The sequence below is a fragment of the Microbacterium luteum genome (genome assembly GCF_015277875.1).
Lineage (GTDB): Bacteria > Actinomycetota > Actinomycetes > Actinomycetales > Microbacteriaceae > Microbacterium > Microbacterium luteum.
Window position 1 is genome coordinate 1,684,755 of the sequence record NZ_CP063814.1, and the last position, 18,626, is coordinate 1,703,380.

Annotated in this window: 20 protein-coding genes; 16 read left to right on the forward strand and 4 right to left on the reverse strand. The window is 70.5% G+C overall.

Annotation, left to right across the window (positions count from 1 at the left end; all coding sequences use genetic code 11):
- Positions 1 to 50: 50 nt before the first annotated feature.
- The 13 genes from IM777_RS08360 to IM777_RS08420 all read left to right on the forward strand — a co-directional run bounded on the left by IM777_RS08360 (position 51) and on the right by IM777_RS08420 (position 12,972).
- A complete protein-coding gene (locus tag IM777_RS08360) occupies positions 51 to 701 on the forward strand; it encodes a DUF1990 domain-containing protein (RefSeq protein WP_071045778.1) in 651 nt (216 codons plus the stop codon).
- A gap of 19 nt (positions 702 to 720) precedes the next feature.
- Positions 721 to 1,938, forward strand: a complete 1,218-nt coding sequence (gene hemW / locus IM777_RS08365; RefSeq protein WP_194385262.1) for a radical SAM family heme chaperone HemW — start codon at positions 721 to 723, stop codon at positions 1,936 to 1,938.
- A 99-nt stretch (positions 1,939 to 2,037) separates the two neighbouring features.
- A complete protein-coding gene (gene hrcA / locus IM777_RS08370) occupies positions 2,038 to 3,081 on the forward strand; it encodes a heat-inducible transcriptional repressor HrcA (protein WP_194385264.1) in 1,044 nt (347 codons plus the stop codon).
- Between the two features lie 49 nt (positions 3,082 to 3,130).
- Positions 3,131 to 4,252: a molecular chaperone DnaJ gene (gene dnaJ, locus IM777_RS08375; RefSeq protein ID WP_194385266.1), complete on the forward strand. Its 1,122-nt coding sequence runs from the start codon at positions 3,131 to 3,133 to the stop codon at positions 4,250 to 4,252.
- A 3-nt stretch (positions 4,253 to 4,255) separates the two neighbouring features.
- Positions 4,256 to 4,990, forward strand: a complete 735-nt coding sequence (locus IM777_RS08380; RefSeq protein WP_194385268.1) for a 16S rRNA (uracil(1498)-N(3))-methyltransferase — start codon at positions 4,256 to 4,258, stop codon at positions 4,988 to 4,990.
- Positions 4,991 to 5,036: 46 nt separating this feature from the next.
- Complete coding sequence (locus tag IM777_RS08385) at positions 5,037 to 5,384, forward strand: HIT domain-containing protein (protein ID WP_194385269.1); 348 nt, start codon at positions 5,037 to 5,039, stop codon at positions 5,382 to 5,384.
- Complete coding sequence (locus IM777_RS08390) at positions 5,341 to 6,456, forward strand: PhoH family protein (RefSeq protein ID WP_194385270.1); 1,116 nt, start codon at positions 5,341 to 5,343, stop codon at positions 6,454 to 6,456. Before IM777_RS08385 ends, IM777_RS08390 begins: the two co-directional genes overlap by 44 nt.
- Positions 6,453 to 6,920, forward strand: coding sequence for an rRNA maturation RNase YbeY (ybeY, locus tag IM777_RS08395; protein ID WP_194385272.1), 468 nt, complete (start codon positions 6,453 to 6,455; stop codon positions 6,918 to 6,920). The genes IM777_RS08390 and ybeY overlap by 4 nt, the downstream gene beginning before the upstream one ends.
- On the forward strand, positions 6,917 to 8,269 hold the full coding sequence (locus IM777_RS08400) for a hemolysin family protein (RefSeq protein ID WP_071045792.1): 1,353 nt from the start codon (positions 6,917 to 6,919) through the stop codon (positions 8,267 to 8,269). The genes ybeY and IM777_RS08400 overlap by 4 nt, the downstream gene beginning before the upstream one ends.
- A complete protein-coding gene (gene era, locus IM777_RS08405; RefSeq protein ID WP_194385273.1) occupies positions 8,266 to 9,162 on the forward strand; it encodes a GTPase Era in 897 nt (298 codons plus the stop codon). Before IM777_RS08400 ends, era begins: the two co-directional genes overlap by 4 nt.
- A gap of 164 nt (positions 9,163 to 9,326) precedes the next feature.
- Positions 9,327 to 11,087: a 2-isopropylmalate synthase gene (gene leuA, locus IM777_RS08410; protein ID WP_194385275.1), complete on the forward strand. Its 1,761-nt coding sequence runs from the start codon at positions 9,327 to 9,329 to the stop codon at positions 11,085 to 11,087.
- Between the two features lie 5 nt (positions 11,088 to 11,092).
- On the forward strand, positions 11,093 to 11,920 hold the full coding sequence (locus IM777_RS08415) for an MTAP family purine nucleoside phosphorylase (protein ID WP_071045798.1): 828 nt from the start codon (positions 11,093 to 11,095) through the stop codon (positions 11,918 to 11,920).
- Positions 11,920 to 12,972, forward strand: a complete 1,053-nt coding sequence (locus IM777_RS08420) for an NAD-dependent epimerase/dehydratase family protein (protein WP_194385277.1) — start codon at positions 11,920 to 11,922, stop codon at positions 12,970 to 12,972. The genes IM777_RS08415 and IM777_RS08420 overlap by 1 nt, the downstream gene beginning before the upstream one ends.
- Before the next feature lie 3 nt (positions 12,973 to 12,975).
- Here the strand turns inward: IM777_RS08420 and IM777_RS08425 are convergent, their stop codons facing one another.
- Positions 12,976 to 14,124 carry a sensor histidine kinase gene (locus IM777_RS08425; protein WP_228481036.1) on the reverse strand — a complete coding sequence of 383 codons (1,149 nt, stop codon included), beginning with the start codon at positions 14,122 to 14,124 and terminating at the stop codon, positions 12,976 to 12,978.
- Positions 14,121 to 14,867 carry a response regulator transcription factor gene (locus tag IM777_RS08430; RefSeq protein WP_194385279.1) on the reverse strand — a complete coding sequence of 249 codons (747 nt, stop codon included), beginning with the start codon at positions 14,865 to 14,867 and terminating at the stop codon, positions 14,121 to 14,123. Before IM777_RS08430 ends, IM777_RS08425 begins: the two co-directional genes overlap by 4 nt.
- 123 nt (positions 14,868 to 14,990) lie before the next feature.
- Here IM777_RS08430 and IM777_RS08435 point away from each other — a divergent pair, with 123 nt between their 5' ends.
- From IM777_RS08435 to IM777_RS08445, 3 genes are read left to right on the forward strand one after another with little or no spacing between them, the layout of a single operon-like run.
- On the forward strand, positions 14,991 to 15,650 hold the full coding sequence (locus IM777_RS08435; RefSeq protein WP_194385280.1) for a glycosyltransferase family 2 protein: 660 nt from the start codon (positions 14,991 to 14,993) through the stop codon (positions 15,648 to 15,650).
- A complete protein-coding gene (locus IM777_RS08440) occupies positions 15,647 to 16,285 on the forward strand; it encodes a TIGR04282 family arsenosugar biosynthesis glycosyltransferase (RefSeq protein ID WP_194385282.1) in 639 nt (212 codons plus the stop codon). The genes IM777_RS08435 and IM777_RS08440 overlap by 4 nt, the downstream gene beginning before the upstream one ends.
- Complete coding sequence (locus IM777_RS08445) at positions 16,275 to 17,024, forward strand: class I SAM-dependent methyltransferase (RefSeq protein ID WP_194385284.1); 750 nt, start codon at positions 16,275 to 16,277, stop codon at positions 17,022 to 17,024. Before IM777_RS08440 ends, IM777_RS08445 begins: the two co-directional genes overlap by 11 nt.
- Here IM777_RS08445 and IM777_RS08450 read toward each other — a convergent pair.
- Both IM777_RS08450 and IM777_RS08455 read right to left on the reverse strand, forming a co-directional pair.
- Complete coding sequence (locus tag IM777_RS08450) at positions 16,922 to 17,353, reverse strand: hypothetical protein (RefSeq protein WP_194385285.1); 432 nt, start codon at positions 17,351 to 17,353, stop codon at positions 16,922 to 16,924. The two genes, IM777_RS08445 and IM777_RS08450, sit on opposite strands and share 103 nt — an antisense overlap.
- Positions 17,350 to 18,585: a molybdopterin-dependent oxidoreductase gene (locus tag IM777_RS08455; RefSeq protein WP_228481039.1), complete on the reverse strand. Its 1,236-nt coding sequence runs from the start codon at positions 18,583 to 18,585 to the stop codon at positions 17,350 to 17,352. The genes IM777_RS08450 and IM777_RS08455 overlap by 4 nt, the downstream gene beginning before the upstream one ends.
- Positions 18,586 to 18,626 lie beyond the last annotated feature (41 nt).

Here is an 18,626-nt window from a genome sequence, read left to right on the forward strand (position 1 = left end):
AGCTTCCGGCACTCACCGGATGCTCGGGAGCGGATCGGTAGGCTCGACACATGCGCCGCGGAACCTTCAAGGACGACACGGTCGACTACGCAGCCGTCGGGGCGACGCAGGCGCCTGACCTCATGCACTTCCCGCCGGAGCGGAGCATCCCCGCCGAGCAGGCGTGGCGGATCGGATCGGGGGAGTCGCGCTTCCGCAGCGCGGGCGAATCGCTGCTGTCATGGACGGCGCAGCGCGGGTCGGGACTCACCCTCAGCGATGTGCGCCCCGCGCCCGGGCCGATGTACTCGGGCGTGAGCTTCGATGCCGAGGGCGCACCGATCGCACCCAGTCGCACCGAGGCGGATCAGCGGTTCGACACCGACGGCACCCCGTTCGTCGGTGCGGGCACCTCCATCCGGCTCGCCGGCCGAGTCGCGGGCATGAGCGTCGACGCGGAACTCCGGGTCATCTTCGCGGTGGAGGAGCCGCGACGGATCGGCTTCGCCCTCGGCACGGTGGGCGGCTCGGTCGTCAGCGGCGAGGAATCCTTCATGATCGAATGGCACGACAACGACGAAGTCTGGTTCACCGTTCGCGCCTTCGATGCGCCGCGCGCGACGCTGTACCGACTGATCCCCGCTCTGACGCGCCGCCGGCGTCGCGAACTCTTCACGCGCTATCTGCGGGCGATCTCGCCGCTGTACACGACGCCCGCGTGAGTGCGGATCGAGCGCGCTGATGGGCGCTGCGCTCCCTCTCGGTGATCCCGCTCCCGCGGACGGGATGCTGCCCGATGATCTCGTCCTCGGCGGCGCGACCGCCTTCGGCGCGTATCTGCACGTGCCGTTCTGTCGCGTGCGCTGCGGATACTGCGATTTCAACACCTATACGGCCGGGGAGCTGCGCGGTGCGCGGCAGGACGCGTACGCCGACACGCTCTTGGACGAGGTGCGGCTCGCAGGACGGGTTCTGGCCCATCGCGGGCCGTTGCGGGAGGCGTCGACGGTGTTCTTCGGCGGCGGGACCCCGACCCTCCTGCCTGCCGGCGACCTCGCTCGCATGCTCGAGGGGATCCGAGACACCTTCGGGATCGCGAACGGCGCGGAGGTGACCGTGGAGGCCAATCCCGACACGGTCACCCGCGCCGTCGTCGACGAGCTCGCCGACGCCGGCGTCACCCGCATGTCGATCGGCATGCAGTCTGCGGTCCCGCACGTGCTCGCCGCTCTCGATCGCACGCACCGACCGGAGAACGTCGGCCAGGCCGTGGCTGCCGCGCGCGCCGCGGGTTTGGGGGTGAGCATCGACCTGATCTACGGCGCGCCGGGGGAGAGCCTCTCGGATTGGTCGCGCTCGATCGACGCGGCGGTCGCCCTGGAGCCGGACCACATCTCCGCCTACGCCCTGATCATCGAGGACGGCACCAAGCTCGCGCGCCAGATCCGGCGCGGCGAGGTGCCGGCACCCGACGACGACCTGCAGGCGGACATGTACGAGGCCGCCGAGACGGCCTTCGCCGCGGCGGGCCTGGAGTGGTATGAAGTCTCCAACTGGGCACGGCGGGAATCCGACCGGTCGAAGCACAACCTCGCCTATTGGCGGGGTACGGACTGGTGGGGGTTCGGGCCCGGCGCGCACAGCCACATCGGCGGCCTCCGCTGGTGGAACGTCAAGCACCCCGCCGCATACGCCGCGCGGCTGAGCGAGGGTTCGTCTCCCGCGGCCGGGCGCGAGCGACCGGACCGTTCCTCGCGGGACCTCGAGACCGTGCTGCTGCGTTCGCGTATCCGCGAGGGGCTCCCGATCGCGCTCGTGCCCCGCGACCGACGCGGCGCGGTGCCGGGGCTCATCGCCGACGGCCTGATCGATGGGGCCAGCGCGATCGGCGGCACGATCGTGCTCACCCTTCGCGGCCGGCTGCTCGCCGACGCCGTCGTGCGCGCCCTCACGGACTGACGGGCGGGCCCGACGCGCGCTCCGGCGGTCGGCGCGATAGAATTGGCACTCACTCGAGACGAGTGCCAGTGCACGCCGGACACGTATGCGGGAGGATCCATGGTCAGCGCACGCGGACTGGAAGTCCTCCGCGCGATCGTGCAGGACTACGTCGAGACGCGCGAGCCGGTCGGCAGCAAGTCCATCGTGGAGCGTCACGCCTTCGGGGTGTCGGCGGCCACGATCCGCAACGACATGGCGATGCTCGAGGACGAGGACCTCATCGCCGCACCGCACACCTCGTCCGGACGGATACCCACCGACAAGGGGTATCGCGTCTTCGTCGACCACCTCGCCGAGGTGCGTCCGCTCTCGCCCGCGCAGCGGACGGCCATCGCCGCCTTCCTCGAAGCGCCGGGAGATCTCGACGACCTCATGGTGCGCACGGTCCGGGCGCTGACCCAGCTGACCGGCCAGGTCGCCATCGTGCAGTATCCCTCCTTCGCCCAGGCGCATGTGTCCCACATCGAGCTGGTCGGGCTGGATGCGGGGCGCATGCTCGTTGTGATCGTCACCGACACCGGCCGCGTGTCGCAGCGGCTCGTCTTCCTCCCGCGCGATCCCGCCGAGGACGAGATCGTGCGCCTGCGGGCGGCGATCGCCGATCTCATCGTCGGCCGCCCCATCCGGGACGGTGCACACGCGATCGCCGAACGCCTTGCTTCGGCTGGAGGCGACCACCGCTCGCCCGATGACGCTGTGATCGACGTGATCGCGATGACCGTCGCGGAGGAACTCGACGAATTCCGGCAGGACAGACTCGTGATGGCGGGAACGGCCAATCTCGCACGGCGCGAGTCGGATTTCCGCGGAAGCATCTATCCGTTGCTCGAGGCGATCGAGGAGCAGGTGACGCTCATGCGCCTCATGGGGGAGATGGTGGCCGACGAGCACGGTCTCGCCGCGAGCATCGGACGCGAGAACGAGCCCTTCGGTCTCGCGGAGGCGTCGGTCGTCGCGGGCGAGTACGACGCGTCCGGTGCCCGGGCGCGTGTCGGCGTGCTCGGGCCGACTCGCATGGACTATCCGAGCAACCTCGCATCGGTGCGCGCGGTGGCGCGCTACCTGTCGCGGCTGCTCGAAGAAGACGAAGGCGCCCGCTGAGGCGCTCGAACACAGACGATCCCGTGGCGACACGGGTGGGAAGGCGAACGTGGCTGACCACTACGAAGTGCTGGGTGTCTCGCGAGACGCGAGCCCCGACGAGATCAAGAAGGCCTACCGGCGATTGGCGCGGGAGCTGCACCCCGACGTGAACCCGGGGGATGACGCCGCCGAGCGGTTCAAGTCGGTGACGCACGCGTACGACGTGCTGAGCGATCCCGATCAGCGAGCACGCTACGACATGGGCGGCGACTCGCCGTTCGGCGGTGGTGGCGCCGCCGGATTCGGCTCCTTCGGCGACATCTTCGAGACCTTCTTCGGTGCCGCCGGGGGCGGCGGCTCGCGGGGTCCGCGTCCCCGCTCCCGCCGTGAGCGGGGACAGGATGCGCTCGTGCGCGTCACGCTCGATCTCGGCGACGTCGTGTTCGGCGTCCACCGCGACATCGAGGTCGACACAGCGGTGCTGTGCGAGACCTGCGACGGCTCCTGCTGCCAGCCGAACACGCAGCCGGTCACGTGCGACATCTGCCACGGCTCGGGCCACGTCCAGCAGCAGGTGCGGAGCCTGCTCGGCAATGTCGTGACGAACGCGCCCTGCCGGGTGTGCCAGGGTTACGGAACGACCATCCCCTACCCGTGCGCGACCTGCCAGGGGCAGGGGCGGGTTCGGGCACGTCGCACCGTGTCCCTCGACATCCCCGCGGGCGTGGAGACCGGCCTGCGGCTGCAGCTCCCCGGCTCGGGAGAGGTGGGACAGGCCGGTGGCCCCAACGGCGACCTCTACATCGAGGTGTCGGTGAAGGACCACGAGACCTTCAGCCGCGAGGGGGATGACCTGCTGGCGACGTTGGAGGTGTCCATGCCCGATGCCATCCTCGGCACGACGACGACCATCGAGTCACTCGACGGCACGGTCGACCTGGAGATCCGGCCGGGTGTGCAGGCGGGCGATGTCCTGACCATCAAGGGGCGGGGCATCACCCCGTTGCGCGGCAGCCAGCGGGGCGACCTCCGCGTCGGAGTGCACGTCGTGACCCCGACCCGCCTGGACCACAAGGAGCGGGCGCTCATCGAGGACTTCGCCAAGCGGACGAAAGCGCCCGCGCCCAAGCTCGCGGAATTCCACCAGGGCCTGTTCGCGAGGCTGCGGGACCGCCTCCGGAACGGCTGACCGATGCCGCTGCACTTCGTCGTCGACGGGGACACCGCGCTCGACGGTGACGAGGTCGTGCTCACGGGGCCCGAGGCGCATCACGCCGCCGTCGTGCGTCGGGTGCGCGTCGGTGAGGCCGTGACCGTCGGCGACGGCCGCGGCGCATGGCTGTCGGGTGAGGTCGCCGCGGCCTCGCCGCAGCGGGTCGCCGTCGTCATCACGCACCGGCGGACGGTGCCCGCGGCCGCTCCTCGACTCGTGCTGGTGCAGGCTCTCGCGAAGGGCGACAGGGACGAGCTCGCCGTGCAGGCCGCCACCGAGATCGGTGCGGATGCGATCATCCCGTGGCAGGCCTCGCGCAGCGTCTCCCGCTGGCAGGGCGCGAAGATCGAGAAGGGCCGTGCGCGATGGTCCTCGATCGTGCGGGAAGCGGCCAAGCAGGCGCATCGCGCCTGGATCCCCGAGGTGACCGCCCCGGTGTCGACCGCCGACCTCGCCGCGCGCGCGGAGCACGCGCGACTGCTCGTGCTCGTCCCCGACGCCGCCGACCCGCTCACCGGTGTCTTCCTCGATCCGCAAGACACCACCGACGTGCTCGTGATCGTCGGACCGGAGGGCGGGCTGACGCCCGAGGAGGTCGATCGGCTGGGCTCGGCCGGAGCGCGGCCGGTGCGACTCGGGGAGAATGTGCTGCGCACCTCCACCGCCGGACCCGCGGCGCTCGCGCTGGCCAGTGCGGCGCTGCACCGCTGGTGACCGGACCTCACGCCGCGGCGGCGGCGGGCGCCGATAGACTCGCGGTATGACGGAATCGTCTGTTTTCACCCGCATCCTGCGTGGCGAGATCCCCGCGGAGATCATCGCCCAGACCGACAACGCCTTCGCGATCCGCGACATCGCACCGCAGGCGCCGGTTCACCTGCTCGTGATCCCGAAGACCGAGCGGTACCGCGATGTCGTCGAGCTGGCCGAAGGCGACCCCGCACTGCTCGCCGAGGTGGTCGGACTGGCGCGCACGGTCGCCGACGAGCACGCGGACGGCCAGTTCCGTCTCGTGTTCAACACCGGCGCTGCCGCCGGGCAGACCGTCTTCCACGTGCACGCCCATGTGCTCGCCGGACAGTTGGAGGAGAAGACCCTCGGTGCCTGATCAGGAACCCACCGTCGACCGCGTCTACGCGGACGGCGTCGCGATGGTGCAGCTTCTCGGCCCGCAGGACCGTCTGCTGCGAGTCGTCGAGCGCGAGCACCCGGAGGTGGATGTGCACGTGCGCGGCAACGAGATCACGCTCACGGGCGGAGCCGGCGCCGTCGCGTCGGCGCGCACGCTCGTCGACGAGCTCCTCGCCATGACCAGAGCCGGCCACGACATGGCACCGACCGACGTGTCCTCGAGCAGCCGCATCCTTCGCGCCGACGGCGGCATGCGACCGTCCGAGGTGCTCGGCGAGCAGATCCTGTCGTCGCGGGGGAAGGTGATCCGCCCGAAGACCCTCGGGCAGAAGGCCTATGTCGACGCCATCGACGAGAACACGATCGTCTTCGGCATCGGCCCGGCCGGAACCGGCAAGACCTACCTGGCGATGGCGAAGGCCGTGCAGGCGCTTCACCGCAAGGAGGTCAGCCGCATCATCCTCACGCGGCCCGCGGTCGAGGCGGGGGAGCGACTGGGGTTCCTCCCCGGCACCCTGACGGACAAGATCGATCCGTATCTGCGCCCGCTGTACGACGCCCTGAACGAGATGATGGATCCCGAGATCGTGCCGAAGCTCATGGCGACCGGCACCATCGAGGTGGCGCCGCTGGCGTACATGCGCGGACGGACGCTCAACGACTCCTTCGTGGTGCTCGACGAGGCGCAGAACACCACGCCCGAGCAGATGAAGATGTTCCTCACGCGTCTCGGCTTCGGCACCCGCATGGTCGTGACCGGCGACATCACGCAGGTCGACCTGCCCCAGGGCGCCTCGGGTCTGCGGCTGGTCACGCGCGTCCTCGGTGACGTGGACGACATCCACTTCTCCCACCTCACCAGCGAGGACGTCGTGCGCCACACCTTGGTCGGGCGCATCGTCGACGCGTACAGCGAGTACGACGAGAGGCGGCTCGCCGCGCGGCGCGAGCGCGACGAGGCCACCGAGTTCGCCAACCGGGCGGAGCGCCGCGCCGCGGACCGGCCCAGCAGGCCGCGCGACCACCTTCCGAAACGAGGACGCTCATGACCATCGAGATCACGAACGAATCGGGCGTCGCGATCGACGAGACCGTTCTGCTGCGTCTCATGGAGCACGACCTCGCCGAGCTCCGGGTCAGTCCCGACGCGGATCTGGCGATCCTCCTCGTGGACGAGGGGGCGATGGAGGCGCTGCATGTGCAGTGGATGGATGAGCCCGGACCGACGGACGTGCTGAGCTTCCCGATGGACGAGCTGCGCCCGGGCACCGAAGACGCACCCACACCGGCGGGGCTCCTGGGCGACATCGTGCTGTGCCCCCAGGTCGCCGAGACGCAGGCGATCGCCGCGAAGCACTCGACGATGGACGAGATCGTCATGCTGACCACGCACGGCCTGCTGCACCTGCTGGGGTTCGATCACGCCGAGCCCGACGAGGAGCGGGAGATGTTCGGCCTGCAGCGCGACCTCATCGCGTCGTTCCAGGCGGCCGAGCGTCGCCGCCGCGCATGACCGAGGCACTCCTTCTCATCGCGGCGGTTCTGCTGCTGGCGTTCGGCGGGCTCATGGCCGCCGTCGACGCCGCCCTGAGCGTCACCTCCCGCGCCGACCTCGAGGAGCTCGGCGAAGACGGTCGCAGCACCGTCGCGCTCCGGCGCATCGCAGCCGACCCGGACGCGCATTCCACCGCCGTCGCCTTCATCCGCGTCGTCGTGGACACGACCGCGGCGGTGCTGGTGACCGTCTCGTTCACCCTCCTGTTCGAGAACCTCTTCTGGGCGACGCTCGCGGCGGCCGTGCTCATGTCGGGCATCTCCTTCGTCGTGGTCGGTGCGAGCCCCAGGAACTTCGGCCGGCAGCACGCCCGGGGCCTCCTGCGCGGGGCAGCGCCGATCGTGCGCGGCGTGCGGATCATGCTCGGTCCCCTCGCGCACGGTCTCGTGCTCCTCGGCAACCGGGTGACCCCCGGTGTGGCCCGCGGTGCGTCGTTCGCCTCCGAAGAGCAGCTGCTCAGCATGGTGGACGAGGCGGCCTCGCGCGACCTCATCGAAGAAGACGATCGCGAGCTCATCCACTCCGTCTTCGACTTCACCGACCGATACGTGCGCGAACTCATGGTGCCGCGCACCGACATGGTGACCGTCGACGCCGACGCGACCACGCGCGACGCGATGGCGATCTTCCTCGACCGCGGCGTGTCGCGCATTCCGCTCATGGACGACGATGCCGACGACGTCGTGGGGGTGCTGTACCTGAAGGACCTCGTGCAGTTCGGCTTCCGCGACGAGACCGGCTGGCGCGACACCCCGGTGGCGCGCATCGCCCGCCGCGCCGTGTTCGTGCCGGAGTCGATGAAGGCCGAGACGCTCCTGCAGCAGATGAAGCGCGACAGTGTGCACGTGTGCATGGTCGTCGATGAGTACGGCGGTGTGTCGGGGCTCGTGACCCTCGAGGACATCATCGAGGAGCTGGTCGGCGACATCTCGGACGAGTACGACCCCCGAGCGGATGAGATCACGCCGCTCGAGCACGGTCGATTCCGCGTGAGCGCCCGGCTCGGGCTGGACGAGGTCGGCGAGCTGTTCGATCTCGAGCTCGAGGACGAGGACGTCGATTCGATCGGCGGCCTCCTGGGCAAGGCGCTCGGACGCGTGCCGCAACCGGGTTCGACGGTGGAGGTCGGCGGTCTCGTGATCACCGGCGGTGCCTCGCGCGGACGGGGGCGCGGCATCTCATCGGTCTTCGTCGCCCGGTCGGACAAGCCGCGGTCCGACAAGACCGAACCCCGCACGGGTGAGATCCCCGTTCCTCAGACATCCACCGGCGAGATCCGGATCATCCGAAGAGGCGATGGCGCATGACCGAAACGACACGATCCGGATTCGTCACCTTCGTCGGGCGACCGAACGTCGGCAAGTCGACGCTCACCAACGCCCTCGTCGGAGAGAAGGTCGCGATCACGAGCGACAAGCCGCAGACGACCCGGCGCGCGATCCGCGGGATCCTCAATCGTCCGGGCGGACAGCTCGTGATCGTCGACACCCCCGGCATCCATCGGCCGCGCACGCTCCTGGGCGAGCGGCTCAACGACCTGGTGGAGCAGGTGCTCGGCGATGTCGACGTGATCGGGTTCTGCGTTCCCGCCACCGAGAAGGTGGGCCCCGGTGACCGGCGCATCGCCGAGTCGCTCGACGGCTATCCGAGGGCGCGGAAGGTGGCCATCGTCACCAAGACCGATGCCGCCGAGCGTGCGCAGATCACCGATCGGCTTCTCGAGGTCGACGGGCTGCGGGAGGACTGGGACGCCGTGATCCCGCTCTCGGCGTCCACCGGCCGGCAGCTCGACGTGCTGTCGGACGAGCTCCTCGCGCTTCTGCCGCCGGGGCCGGCCCTGTACCCCGAGGGCGTCGTCACCGATGAGGCGATCGAGGACCGCGTCGCCGAGATCATCCGGGAGTGCTCGCTGGAGGGGGTGCGCGACGAACTGCCGCATTCGATCGCGGTGGTCGTGCAGGAGATCGCCGAGCGCGAGGACTCGGATCTGACCGATGTCTACGCCGACGTCGTCGTCGAGCGCGACTCTCAGAAGGCGATCATCATCGGGCGCAAGGGGGCGCGCCTGCGAGACGTGGGAGCCGCTGCCCGGGGCCAGATCGAAGCCCTGATCGGCGCGCGCGTCTACCTGTCGCTGCACGTCAAGGTCGCCAAGGAGTGGCAGCGCGATCCGAAGCAACTGGGTCGGCTCGGGTTCTGACGTGACCTCACCGCGCGCCCGGGTGTACCCTGGGGTCATGCGCTTCGGCGGGCTCCTTCTTCTTAGCCGCCGCGACGAGGCCTCGATCTAAGGGCCTTCCTCGTCGCGGAGCCTCGTCATGGCCCCGGGGTTTCCCCATCCTCCGACGACACGAAGAAGCGACCATGAAGAACACGCAGAAGCCTTCCGGGATGCCGGTGCACAAGTACCGCCCCTTCCACGAGCAGATCTCCGTCGACCTGCCCGACCGCACCTGGCCGGCCCGGCGGATCACGCAAGCGCCGCGCTGGTGCGCGGTCGACCTGCGCGACGGCAACCAGGCGCTCATCGATCCGATGAGCCCCGAGCGCAAACGGCTCATGTTCGAGCTGCTGGTGAAGATGGGCTACAAGGAGATCGAGGTCGGATTCCCCTCGGCCAGCCAGACCGACTTCGATTTCGTGCGGCAGCTGATCGAAACGGATCTCATTCCCGACGACGTCACCATACAGGTGCTCACCCAGGCGCGGGAGCACCTCATCGAGCGCACCTACGAGTCGATCCGCGGCGCGAAGCAGGCGATCGTTCACCTCTACAACTCGACGAGCGTGCTGCAGCGCGAGGTCGTGTTCCGCACCGATCGGCAGGGAATCATCGACATCGCCCTCGAAGGGGCGAGGCTGTGCCGACGCATGGAGCGCACGATTCCGGACACGCAGGTGTTCTACGAGTACTCGCCGGAGAGCTACACCGGCACCGAGCTCGACTTCGCCGTGGACGTCTGCAACCAGGTCATCGAGGTCCTCGAGCCCACCCCCGACCGGAAGGTCATCATCAATCTGCCCGCGACGGTCGAGATGGCGACACCCAACGTGTACGCCGACTCGATCGAGTGGATGAGTCGCCACCTGGCGCACCGCGAGAACGTCATCCTGTCGCTGCATCCGCACAACGACCGTGGCACGGCCGTCGCCGCCGCCGAACTGGGGTACATGGCCGGCGCCGACCGCATCGAAGGATGTCTGTTCGGCAACGGCGAGCGCACCGGCAATGTCGATCTGGTGGCCCTGGGGATCAATCTGCTCACGCAGGGCATCGATCCGCAGATCGACTTCAGCGACATCGATCAGATCAAGCGCACCGCCGAGTACTGCAACCAGCTGCCCGTGCACGAGCGCAGCCCGTGGGCGGGGGACCTGGTCTTCACGGCTTTCAGCGGCTCGCACCAGGACGCCATCAAGAAGGGCTTCGATGCGATGGCCGCCCGCGCGGCCGACGAGGGCGTCTCGCCCGACGAGATCGAGTGGGCCGTTCCCTACCTGCCGATCGACCCGAAGGATCTGGGCCGATCCTATGAGGCCGTCATCCGGGTCAACTCGCAATCCGGCAAGGGCGGCGTGGCGTATCTTCTGAAGTCCGACCACGCCCTCGATCTGCCGCGCAAGCTCCAGATCGAATTCTCGGGTGTCGTGCAGGCCAAGACAGACGCCGAGGGCGGCGAGCTCACGAGCGGCGAGATCTGGAACGTCTTCACCGACGAGTACCTTCCCACCGATGACGCCGACGCGCGATGGGGCCGATTCGAGCTGCTCTCCACGCGGACCGAGAGCGACATGACCGGCGATGTCGCGCTGGATGTGCGGCTGCGCGACGGCGACCGCGAGGTGGAGGCCCGAGGAGTCGGCAACGGTCCGGTGGCGGCGTTCCTGGAGGTGCTGCGCGCCGAGGGGATCCATGTGACGCTGTACGACTACGTCGAGCACGCGCTCAGCTCGGGCGGCGACGCCCAGGCGGCGGCGTACGTCGAGGTTCAGGTGGACGGGGACCGGCTCTGGGGTGTGGGGATCGACGGCGACATCTCGACCGCATCCCTCAAGGCCATCGTGTCCGCGGTCAACCGGGCGATCAGAACCCGCACGCGCACGCACGACCTGGCGGCGGTCTGACGAGCGTGGGCGAGGCCATCACGCTCGCGGTCATCGGCGGCACCGGGTTGGAGAAGGCATTCGACCATCTCGATGAGACCATCGTGGTCGACACGCCGTTCGGTCCGACCAGCGAACCGGTTGCGGTCGGCGAGGTCGCCGGTCGGCGCGTCGCGTTCCTTCCCAGGCACGGTCGCGCGCATTCGCTGCCGCCCGGATCGATCCCTGCCCGGGCGAACGCGTGGGCGCTGGCGTCGCTGGGCGTGCGGGGCATCGTCTCGTCGGCCGCGGTGGGATCGCTCGACCCCGCGCTTCCGCCCGCGACCCTGGTCATACCCGACCAGCTGCTCGATCGCACCCGTCACCGTGCCGACACCTTCTTCGACGGCACCGTGCCGGGCGAGCCGGTGCGTCATCTTCCGCTGGCGGATCCGTTCTGCCCGGTGCTGCGGCGGGCTGCCGCGAGCGCGGCCCCCGACGCGCACGCGGGAGCGACGGTCGCCGTCATCGAGGGGCCGAGGTTCTCCACACGGGCCGAGTCCCTCAGTCTGCGCGGCGACGGCGCCCATCTGGTCAACATGACCCTCTTCCCCGAGGTCGCCCTCGCCGCCGAGCTCGGCATCGGCACGGTGACGCTCTGCGTGGTGACCGACATGGATGCGGGCGTGTCGGAGGGCGACGAGACCGTCAGCGCGGACGTCGTCTACGAGCGATTCGCCGCCGCCCTGCCCGGTGTCGTCGCTGCGGTCGAGGGCACCATCGCCGCGATCCCCGCCGACTATGCCGGACGAGCGCTGCTCGATGACGGAGCGCGTGCTGACGTTCTCGGCCGCGCCGCCTCGGGTCGCACCTGATGCGGATTCTCATCACGGGCGGCGCCGGCTTCATCGGCACCCGCATCGTCGAGGCGGCGCGAGCCCGAGGCGACGAGGTGCGCGTCCTGGACTCTTTCCGTGACGACGTGCACGGGGGAACGCCCGTGCTCCACCCCGATGTCGAGGTGATCCGCGGCGATGTCCGTGACGCCGAGGTGCTCGACCGTGCGCTGCGCGGGGTCGACGCCGTCTCGCATCAGGCTGCGAAGGTGGGACTGGGCGTCGATTTCGCGGATGCGCCCGACTACGTCTCCTCCAATGTCCTCGCCACCGCGGAGCTTCTCGCGGCGATGCGGCGTGCCCGTGTCGGGCGCCTCGTGCTCGCCTCGTCGATGGTCGTGTATGGCGAAGGACGTTACACCTCCTCCGGCTCCGACCACGCGGTCGCACCCGCCGCGCGGCGGCGTGCCGACCTCGATGCCGGCGTCTTCGACCCCCGAGACCCCGTGACGGGGGAACTGCTGCTGCCCGGACTGGTCGACGAAGAGACGCCCGTTGACCCGCGGAACGTCTACGCGACGACGAAGCTCGCCCAGGAGCATCTCGCGGGGAACTGGGCGCGCGAGACCGGCGGCACCGTCGCGGCGCTCCGCTACCACAACGTCTACGGGCCGGGGATGCCGCGCGACACGCCGTATGCGGGCGTGGCGTCGCTGTTCCGCTCGTCACTCGAGCGCGGGGAGGCCCCTCGCGTTTTCGAAGACGGCGGTCAGCGGCGGGACTTCGTCCATGTCGACGACGTCGCCGGTGCGAATCTCGCCGCTGTGGGCTGGGTGGGGAATGCCGGTGACGGCGTCGCCCGGGCGTTCAACGTCGCGAGCGGACACGTGGTGACCATCGGCGAGGTGGCGGCCCTCCTCAGCGATGCGGCGTCCGGCCCGGCGCCGATCGTCACCGGCGAGTACCGTCTCGGCGACGTGCGCCACATCACCGCATCGGCCGAACGTGCCGCGTCCGAATGGGGATGGCGAGCGCAGGTGGAGCCGGGGCGCGGGCTGCGCGAATTCGCCACCGCTCCGTTGCGCGCCTGACACTCAGCCCGTCGCGCGATCCGATGCCGCGGGCAGGTGGATATCGAAGCGGCATCCTCCCGCGACGTTGGTCGCGACCACCTCGCCGTCGTGTGCGTGGACGATCCCTCGCACGATGGCCAACCCGAGCCCGGCTCCCGGGCCGGCTCCGGACCCGGTGTGCGGAGTTCGCGCGCGCGAGCCGCGCCATCCCGCTTCGAACAGGCGCGGCAGGTCCTCGTCGTCGATACCGGGACCGCGGTCGATCACGGAGACGGTCGGACGCTCCTCGATCAGCTCGACCCGCACCGCGATGGGCGTTCCCGACGGGGTGTGCTGCACGGCGTTCATGAGCAGGTTCGCGACCGCTCGCGAGAGCTCGCCGGCGTCCACACGCACCGACAGATCCCGCGGCAGGTCGCCGTCCACCGTGATCTCCCGGTCGCCCGCAGCCGGACGGACATCGGCGACGGCGTCGCTGACGACATCGAGCAGCGCGACGTCCTCGAGCCGCAGGCGCAGTGCACCGGCGTCGATCCGGGAGAGATCGAAGAGGTCGTCGACCATGGAGGCGAGCAGATCCACCTGGGAGCGCATCTGGCGGTGGTACCTGCCCGGGTCGTCGACCATCTCGTCTTCCAGTGCCTCGGCCATCGCCCGGATGCCCGCCAGCGGCGTGCGCAGGTCGTGCGAGATCCACGCGACCAGTTCCCGGCGTGACGCCTCGACGCGGGCTTCGCGCTCGCGGGAGAGCCGCAGCTGCTCGCTCGTGTGCGCGAGAGCCTCCTCGACGCGGGCGAACTCGGCGCTCCCGGCCCGAGACGACGCGACCACGACCTCGCCGTTGCCGATGCGTTCTGCGGCGCGGGAGAGCGCACGGATGTTGCCCGCGACCCAGACGCAGAGCGTGACCGCGACGAGGAGCGAACTCATGCCCGCCGCGATCGCGACGGCGATGGCCACCACCAGGTCGTGGGGCGACAGATACATGAGGTTCGCCACGGCGATCATGCTCACGACGACCGACACGACCCCCACCGTCAGGGCGGTGGCCAGCTGTGTGTACAGCGGTGTGCGGCGCAGCAGAAGCAGCACGCCGACACCGACGATCCCCGCCGCGACACTGATCGACAAGGTGATCGCCACGACGGCGACCAGGTCCGGAACACTCACGATGCCCCTCCTTCTCCGGGGGGTTCGCCGGTCGGATCGAAGCGGTACCCGACACCCCACACGGTGACCAGATGGCGGGGTCGGGACCTGTCGGGCTCGATCTTCTCCCGCAGGCGACGCACGTGCACGGTGACCGTCGACAGGTCGCCGAAGGACCACCCCCACACCGCCTGGAGGAGTCGCCGGCGATCGAACACCTGCCCCGGGCGGCGGGCGAGGTACTCGAGGAGATCGAATTCCCGTGCGGTCAGAGCCAGCTCCTCACCGTCGCGGGTGGCGATGCGGGCGGCCGGGTCGATGCGGTACCCCCCCCCGCAGACGACCGGCCCCTCCGGGCGCGCCTCGGCGAGCGTGCGGCGCAGCACCGACTGCGCCCGCAGCACGAGCTCCCTGGGTGAGAAGGGCTTCGTGAGGTAATCGTCGGCGCCGGCCTCGAGCCCGACGATGCGGTCGTCCGCCGCGGTGCGGGCGGTGAGCATGAGCACGGCTGTGTCCCCGCCGGCTCGGATGCGACGACAGGTCTCGATGCCGTCCATTCCGGGCAGCATCACATCGAGCACGACCAGATCGGGGGCGAGCGTCTCGAGCCGCCCGAGGGCTTCGACGCCGTCCGCGGCGACGTCGACGACGAAGCCGGCGGCGGACAGGTAGGCTGCGGCGACCTCGGCGACGGTGGGGTCGTCGTCGACGACGAGGATGCGGCGACCTTCGAGGTCGCCACTGCGGTGCGGCGACGTGCTCACGTGATCACCCTACGGGCGGTCCCCGCCCGCCGGCGCCTGCGTGCGTCGCGTGCGCGCCGCCGTCCGTGTTTCGTAATGATCGCCGTTGGCCCTCGTGGCCGCGCGAGCGGCTAGCGTCGGATCATGATTCGTGTCGATGTCGTGCTTCCGTGCCTCGACGAGGCGGCGGCCCTGCCGGACGTGCTCGCGCGCCTCCCGGAGGGCTACCGCGCGATCGTGGTCGACAACGGATCGAGCGACGGTTCGGCGGAGGTCGCGGCGGAAGCCGGCGCGACCGTCATCCACGAAGCGCGGCGCGGCTACGGATCGGCGGTTCACGCGGGACTGGCCGCCGCAGAGGCGCCGATCGTCGCCTTCGCCGACGCCGATGCGTCCTTCGACCTCGGACAGCTTCCCGACGTCGTCGGCCCCGTCGCCCGCGGCGAGCGCGACCTGATGCTCGGGTCGCGTGTCATGCAGGGCCGCGGGGCATGGCCCTGGCATGCGCGTGTGGCGAACCGCTATCTCGCACGCCGCATCTCCGCCGCAGCGCACGTGCCGCTGAGCGACCTCGGCCCGATGCGCGCCGCGAACCGGGTGCCCTTGCTCGAACTGGGCGTCCGCGATCGCCGCAGCGGGTATCCGTTGGAGACGGTTCTGCGTGCCGCCGCCGCCGGCTGGCGCATCGGCGAGACACCGGTGCTCTACCGACCACGCGTGGGCGTGTCGAAGGTGACCGGCACGGTGCGCGGCACCGCGACCGCGATCTCGGACATGTCGCGCGTTCTCCGGGAGGTCTCATGAACGATCTGACGGTCGCCATCGTCGCCAAGGAGTGCGTGCCGGGGCGCGTGAAGACGCGGCTGACGCCGCCCCTGCTGCCCGAGGAGGCGGCGCGCCTCGCGCGCGCGAGCCTCGACGACACGATCGACCTGGTCCGCTCTCTCCCCGTCGCGCGCCGCATCCTGTTCTTCGCGGGCAGAGTCGCGCACGAGCATCGTGATCTGGAGGTCATGCCGCAGCCCGAGGGTGACCTCGATGCCCGCCTCGGGCATCTGTTCGATGCCGTTGACGGTCCCCTGCTGCTCATCGGCATGGACACCCCCCAGCTCACACGGGCGCATATCGCCGAGCCGGTCCGGTCGTGGCCCGACGACGTCGACGGCTACCTCGGGGCCGCCGAGGACGGGGGATTCTGGGCCCTGGCGATGCGTGAGCCGGATGGGTCACTCATCCGAGGGGTGAGCATGTCGACCTCGTCCACGGGACGCGAACAGCGACGTCGTCTCACCCAGGCGGGGCTGCGCGTGCGCGATCTCGCCGTCGTACGCGACGTGGATCGCGCCGACGACGCGCGTCGCGTCGCGGAAGACGCCCCCGGCGGTCGTTTCGCGGCGGTGTGGCAGGGCATCCAGGCGGGCGCGGCGCGTGTCGGCTGATGTGCCCGGGTCGCGGTTCGCCGCCGGCGGCGCGGATCCGTACACACGCATGCTCGAAGGCGGTCGGGACGGCGTGCTGCAGCTGCGACGCCTCACCAACGGCGAGATCGCGGAGGAGTGGAATTTCGTCGCGCTCGGCGGCTCCGCCGATCGCGATGACCTGGCCGCGCTCGGGGCGGCGGAGGGACCGGTACTCGACGTCGGGTGCGGCCCGGGCCGGATGGTGCGTGCGGCGGCGGAGCGTTCGTCGGCGGCCATGGGGATCGACGTGTCACCGGCGGCCGTCCGGCGAGCGCGTGCCGAAGGGACACCCGCGCTCGAGCGCTCGATCTTCGATCGTCTGCCGCTCGAAGGACGGTGGCGCACGGTCTTGCTGATGGACGGGAACATCGGCATCGGCGGCGACCCTCGAGCCCTTCTGCTGCGGTGCCATGAGCTGCTCGCGCCGGAGGGGCGGATCGTCGTCGAGACGGACGCCGACCGAGACCTGGACGAGCGATCGCTGTTCACCGTCGTGGATGCGGCGGGGAGGGAGAGCGATGCGTTCCCGTGGGCGCGCGCCGGGTGGCGAACCGTCGTGCGAGCTGCGCGGGATGCGGGTTTCTCGGGTGCTGCGCACGTGCGGAGCGGATCACGTCATTTCGTCACCGCGGCGGTGCCGCGACGGCGCCCGACCAGGACTGCGGCGCCGGCGACGGCTACCGCCGCGATCCAGAGTCCGGCGAGCACCAGCGGGTAGTCCACGACGTGGATCGTCGGGTTGCGCGCTCCGACCGCTCGCACGACGAGCCCGGGGATGAGCACCAGCGAGCAGCAGGCGGCTGCCACGAGCGCCGCACGTGCGACGGCGGCCGCGATCGGCCCGATCCGACGCGCGGTGCCGCGCCCGATGACGCCGAACGCGACCACCACCGGTGCGATGAGCCCGTCGTGCACCACGATCGCCGCGAAGACCCACCACATCACCGCGGGGTATTGAGCGGACGCGACGGTCGTCAGCCCCAGCACGGCGGCGTACCCGAGCAGCGCGAGCCCGAACGCGCCGATGGCGAGCCGCGCGGCCGTCACGGCAGCACCTCGATGCTGCTCAGCCACTTCGTCTGCATGACGCCCGGCCGACCCGGTGCGATGATCCGGGCCGGGTAGCCGTGATCGATGTCGAGCTCGTCGCCGTGCAATCGGAGCGCGACCAGGGTCAGGGGGTCCTCGACGTAGACCTGCGGCATCGCCGTGCGGGAGAACGCTCCGCGCACCTGGAGGCTCGTGATCCGCAGACCCGTGCCTGTCGTACCGCCGGCGAGGTCCATCAGATCGTGCAGGCGCACTCCCGTCCAGGTCGCCGTCTGGCTCCATCCTTCGACGCAGGCGATCGGCAGGTCTGCGGTCGTCTGCGGCAGCGCGGCGAGATGGTCACACGTGAGTCGGATGCGGGACCGCGCCCCGGCCACCTCGAGCATCCAGTCCTCCGCCCGAGCGCTCTGCTCGACGCCTGCCTCTGCGGCGGTGCGGTTGATCGGGAGTCCCTGCGGCCCGATCCCGGGGCGCCGAGGCGACAGCACCGCGAGCGGCGCGAGCGGCGCGATGGTCTGTCCGGCGGTGCCGAGCAGGATCGCACCGGCTGACGCTCCGACCGCGATCAGCGCGCCGCGACGCGAGACGGCTTCGGTCTGGGTCGGTGCCTCGCCCGGGTCGGTCGGGAGCTGTTCGGGCCACGTGCGCCGGGGCGGCGCATCCTCCGCGGCCGGGTCGACCGGCCGGGCCCGCCAGAACCCGACGATGAGGGGCAGCTTGACCGCGACGTGGAGCACGACGCTTCCCACGAGAACCCAGGCGAGCACGAAGTGCACGCGCCGGAACGAGAAGTCGAACGCGTACCACTGCGCGATGTTCATGACGCCGATCGTGACCTCGACCAGTGCCGAGCCCACGAGCAGGCCGATGGAGGCGCGCTCGAGGAGGGAGAGGGGGCCGGTGACCGGAGGCCACGTGAACAGCCGGGGGTACACCGCCCACAGCTTGCCGAGCAGGACCGGGATCATCGCGAGTCCGGCCAGCACGTGGGCCCCTTGGGTCACCCGGTACAGCCCGACGGGGCGGGACGACAGCGGGAACCAGGCGGGAGGGCTCTGCAGCACGTGGCTGTAGAGGCCTGTCAGGAAGCACACGAGCACCAGCACGCCGAGCGCGCGCCCCAGCACCACCGTGGTCCGCGTGCGACGCGGCGGGGTCGACGTGCGGGCGCGCATCGCGTCGACGGCGCGTTCGAGACGCGCCGAGGCCCTCGCCGTGAGTCCTGTCATGCCTTCAGCCAAGCACGGGCCAGCGGAGATGCACCTTACGA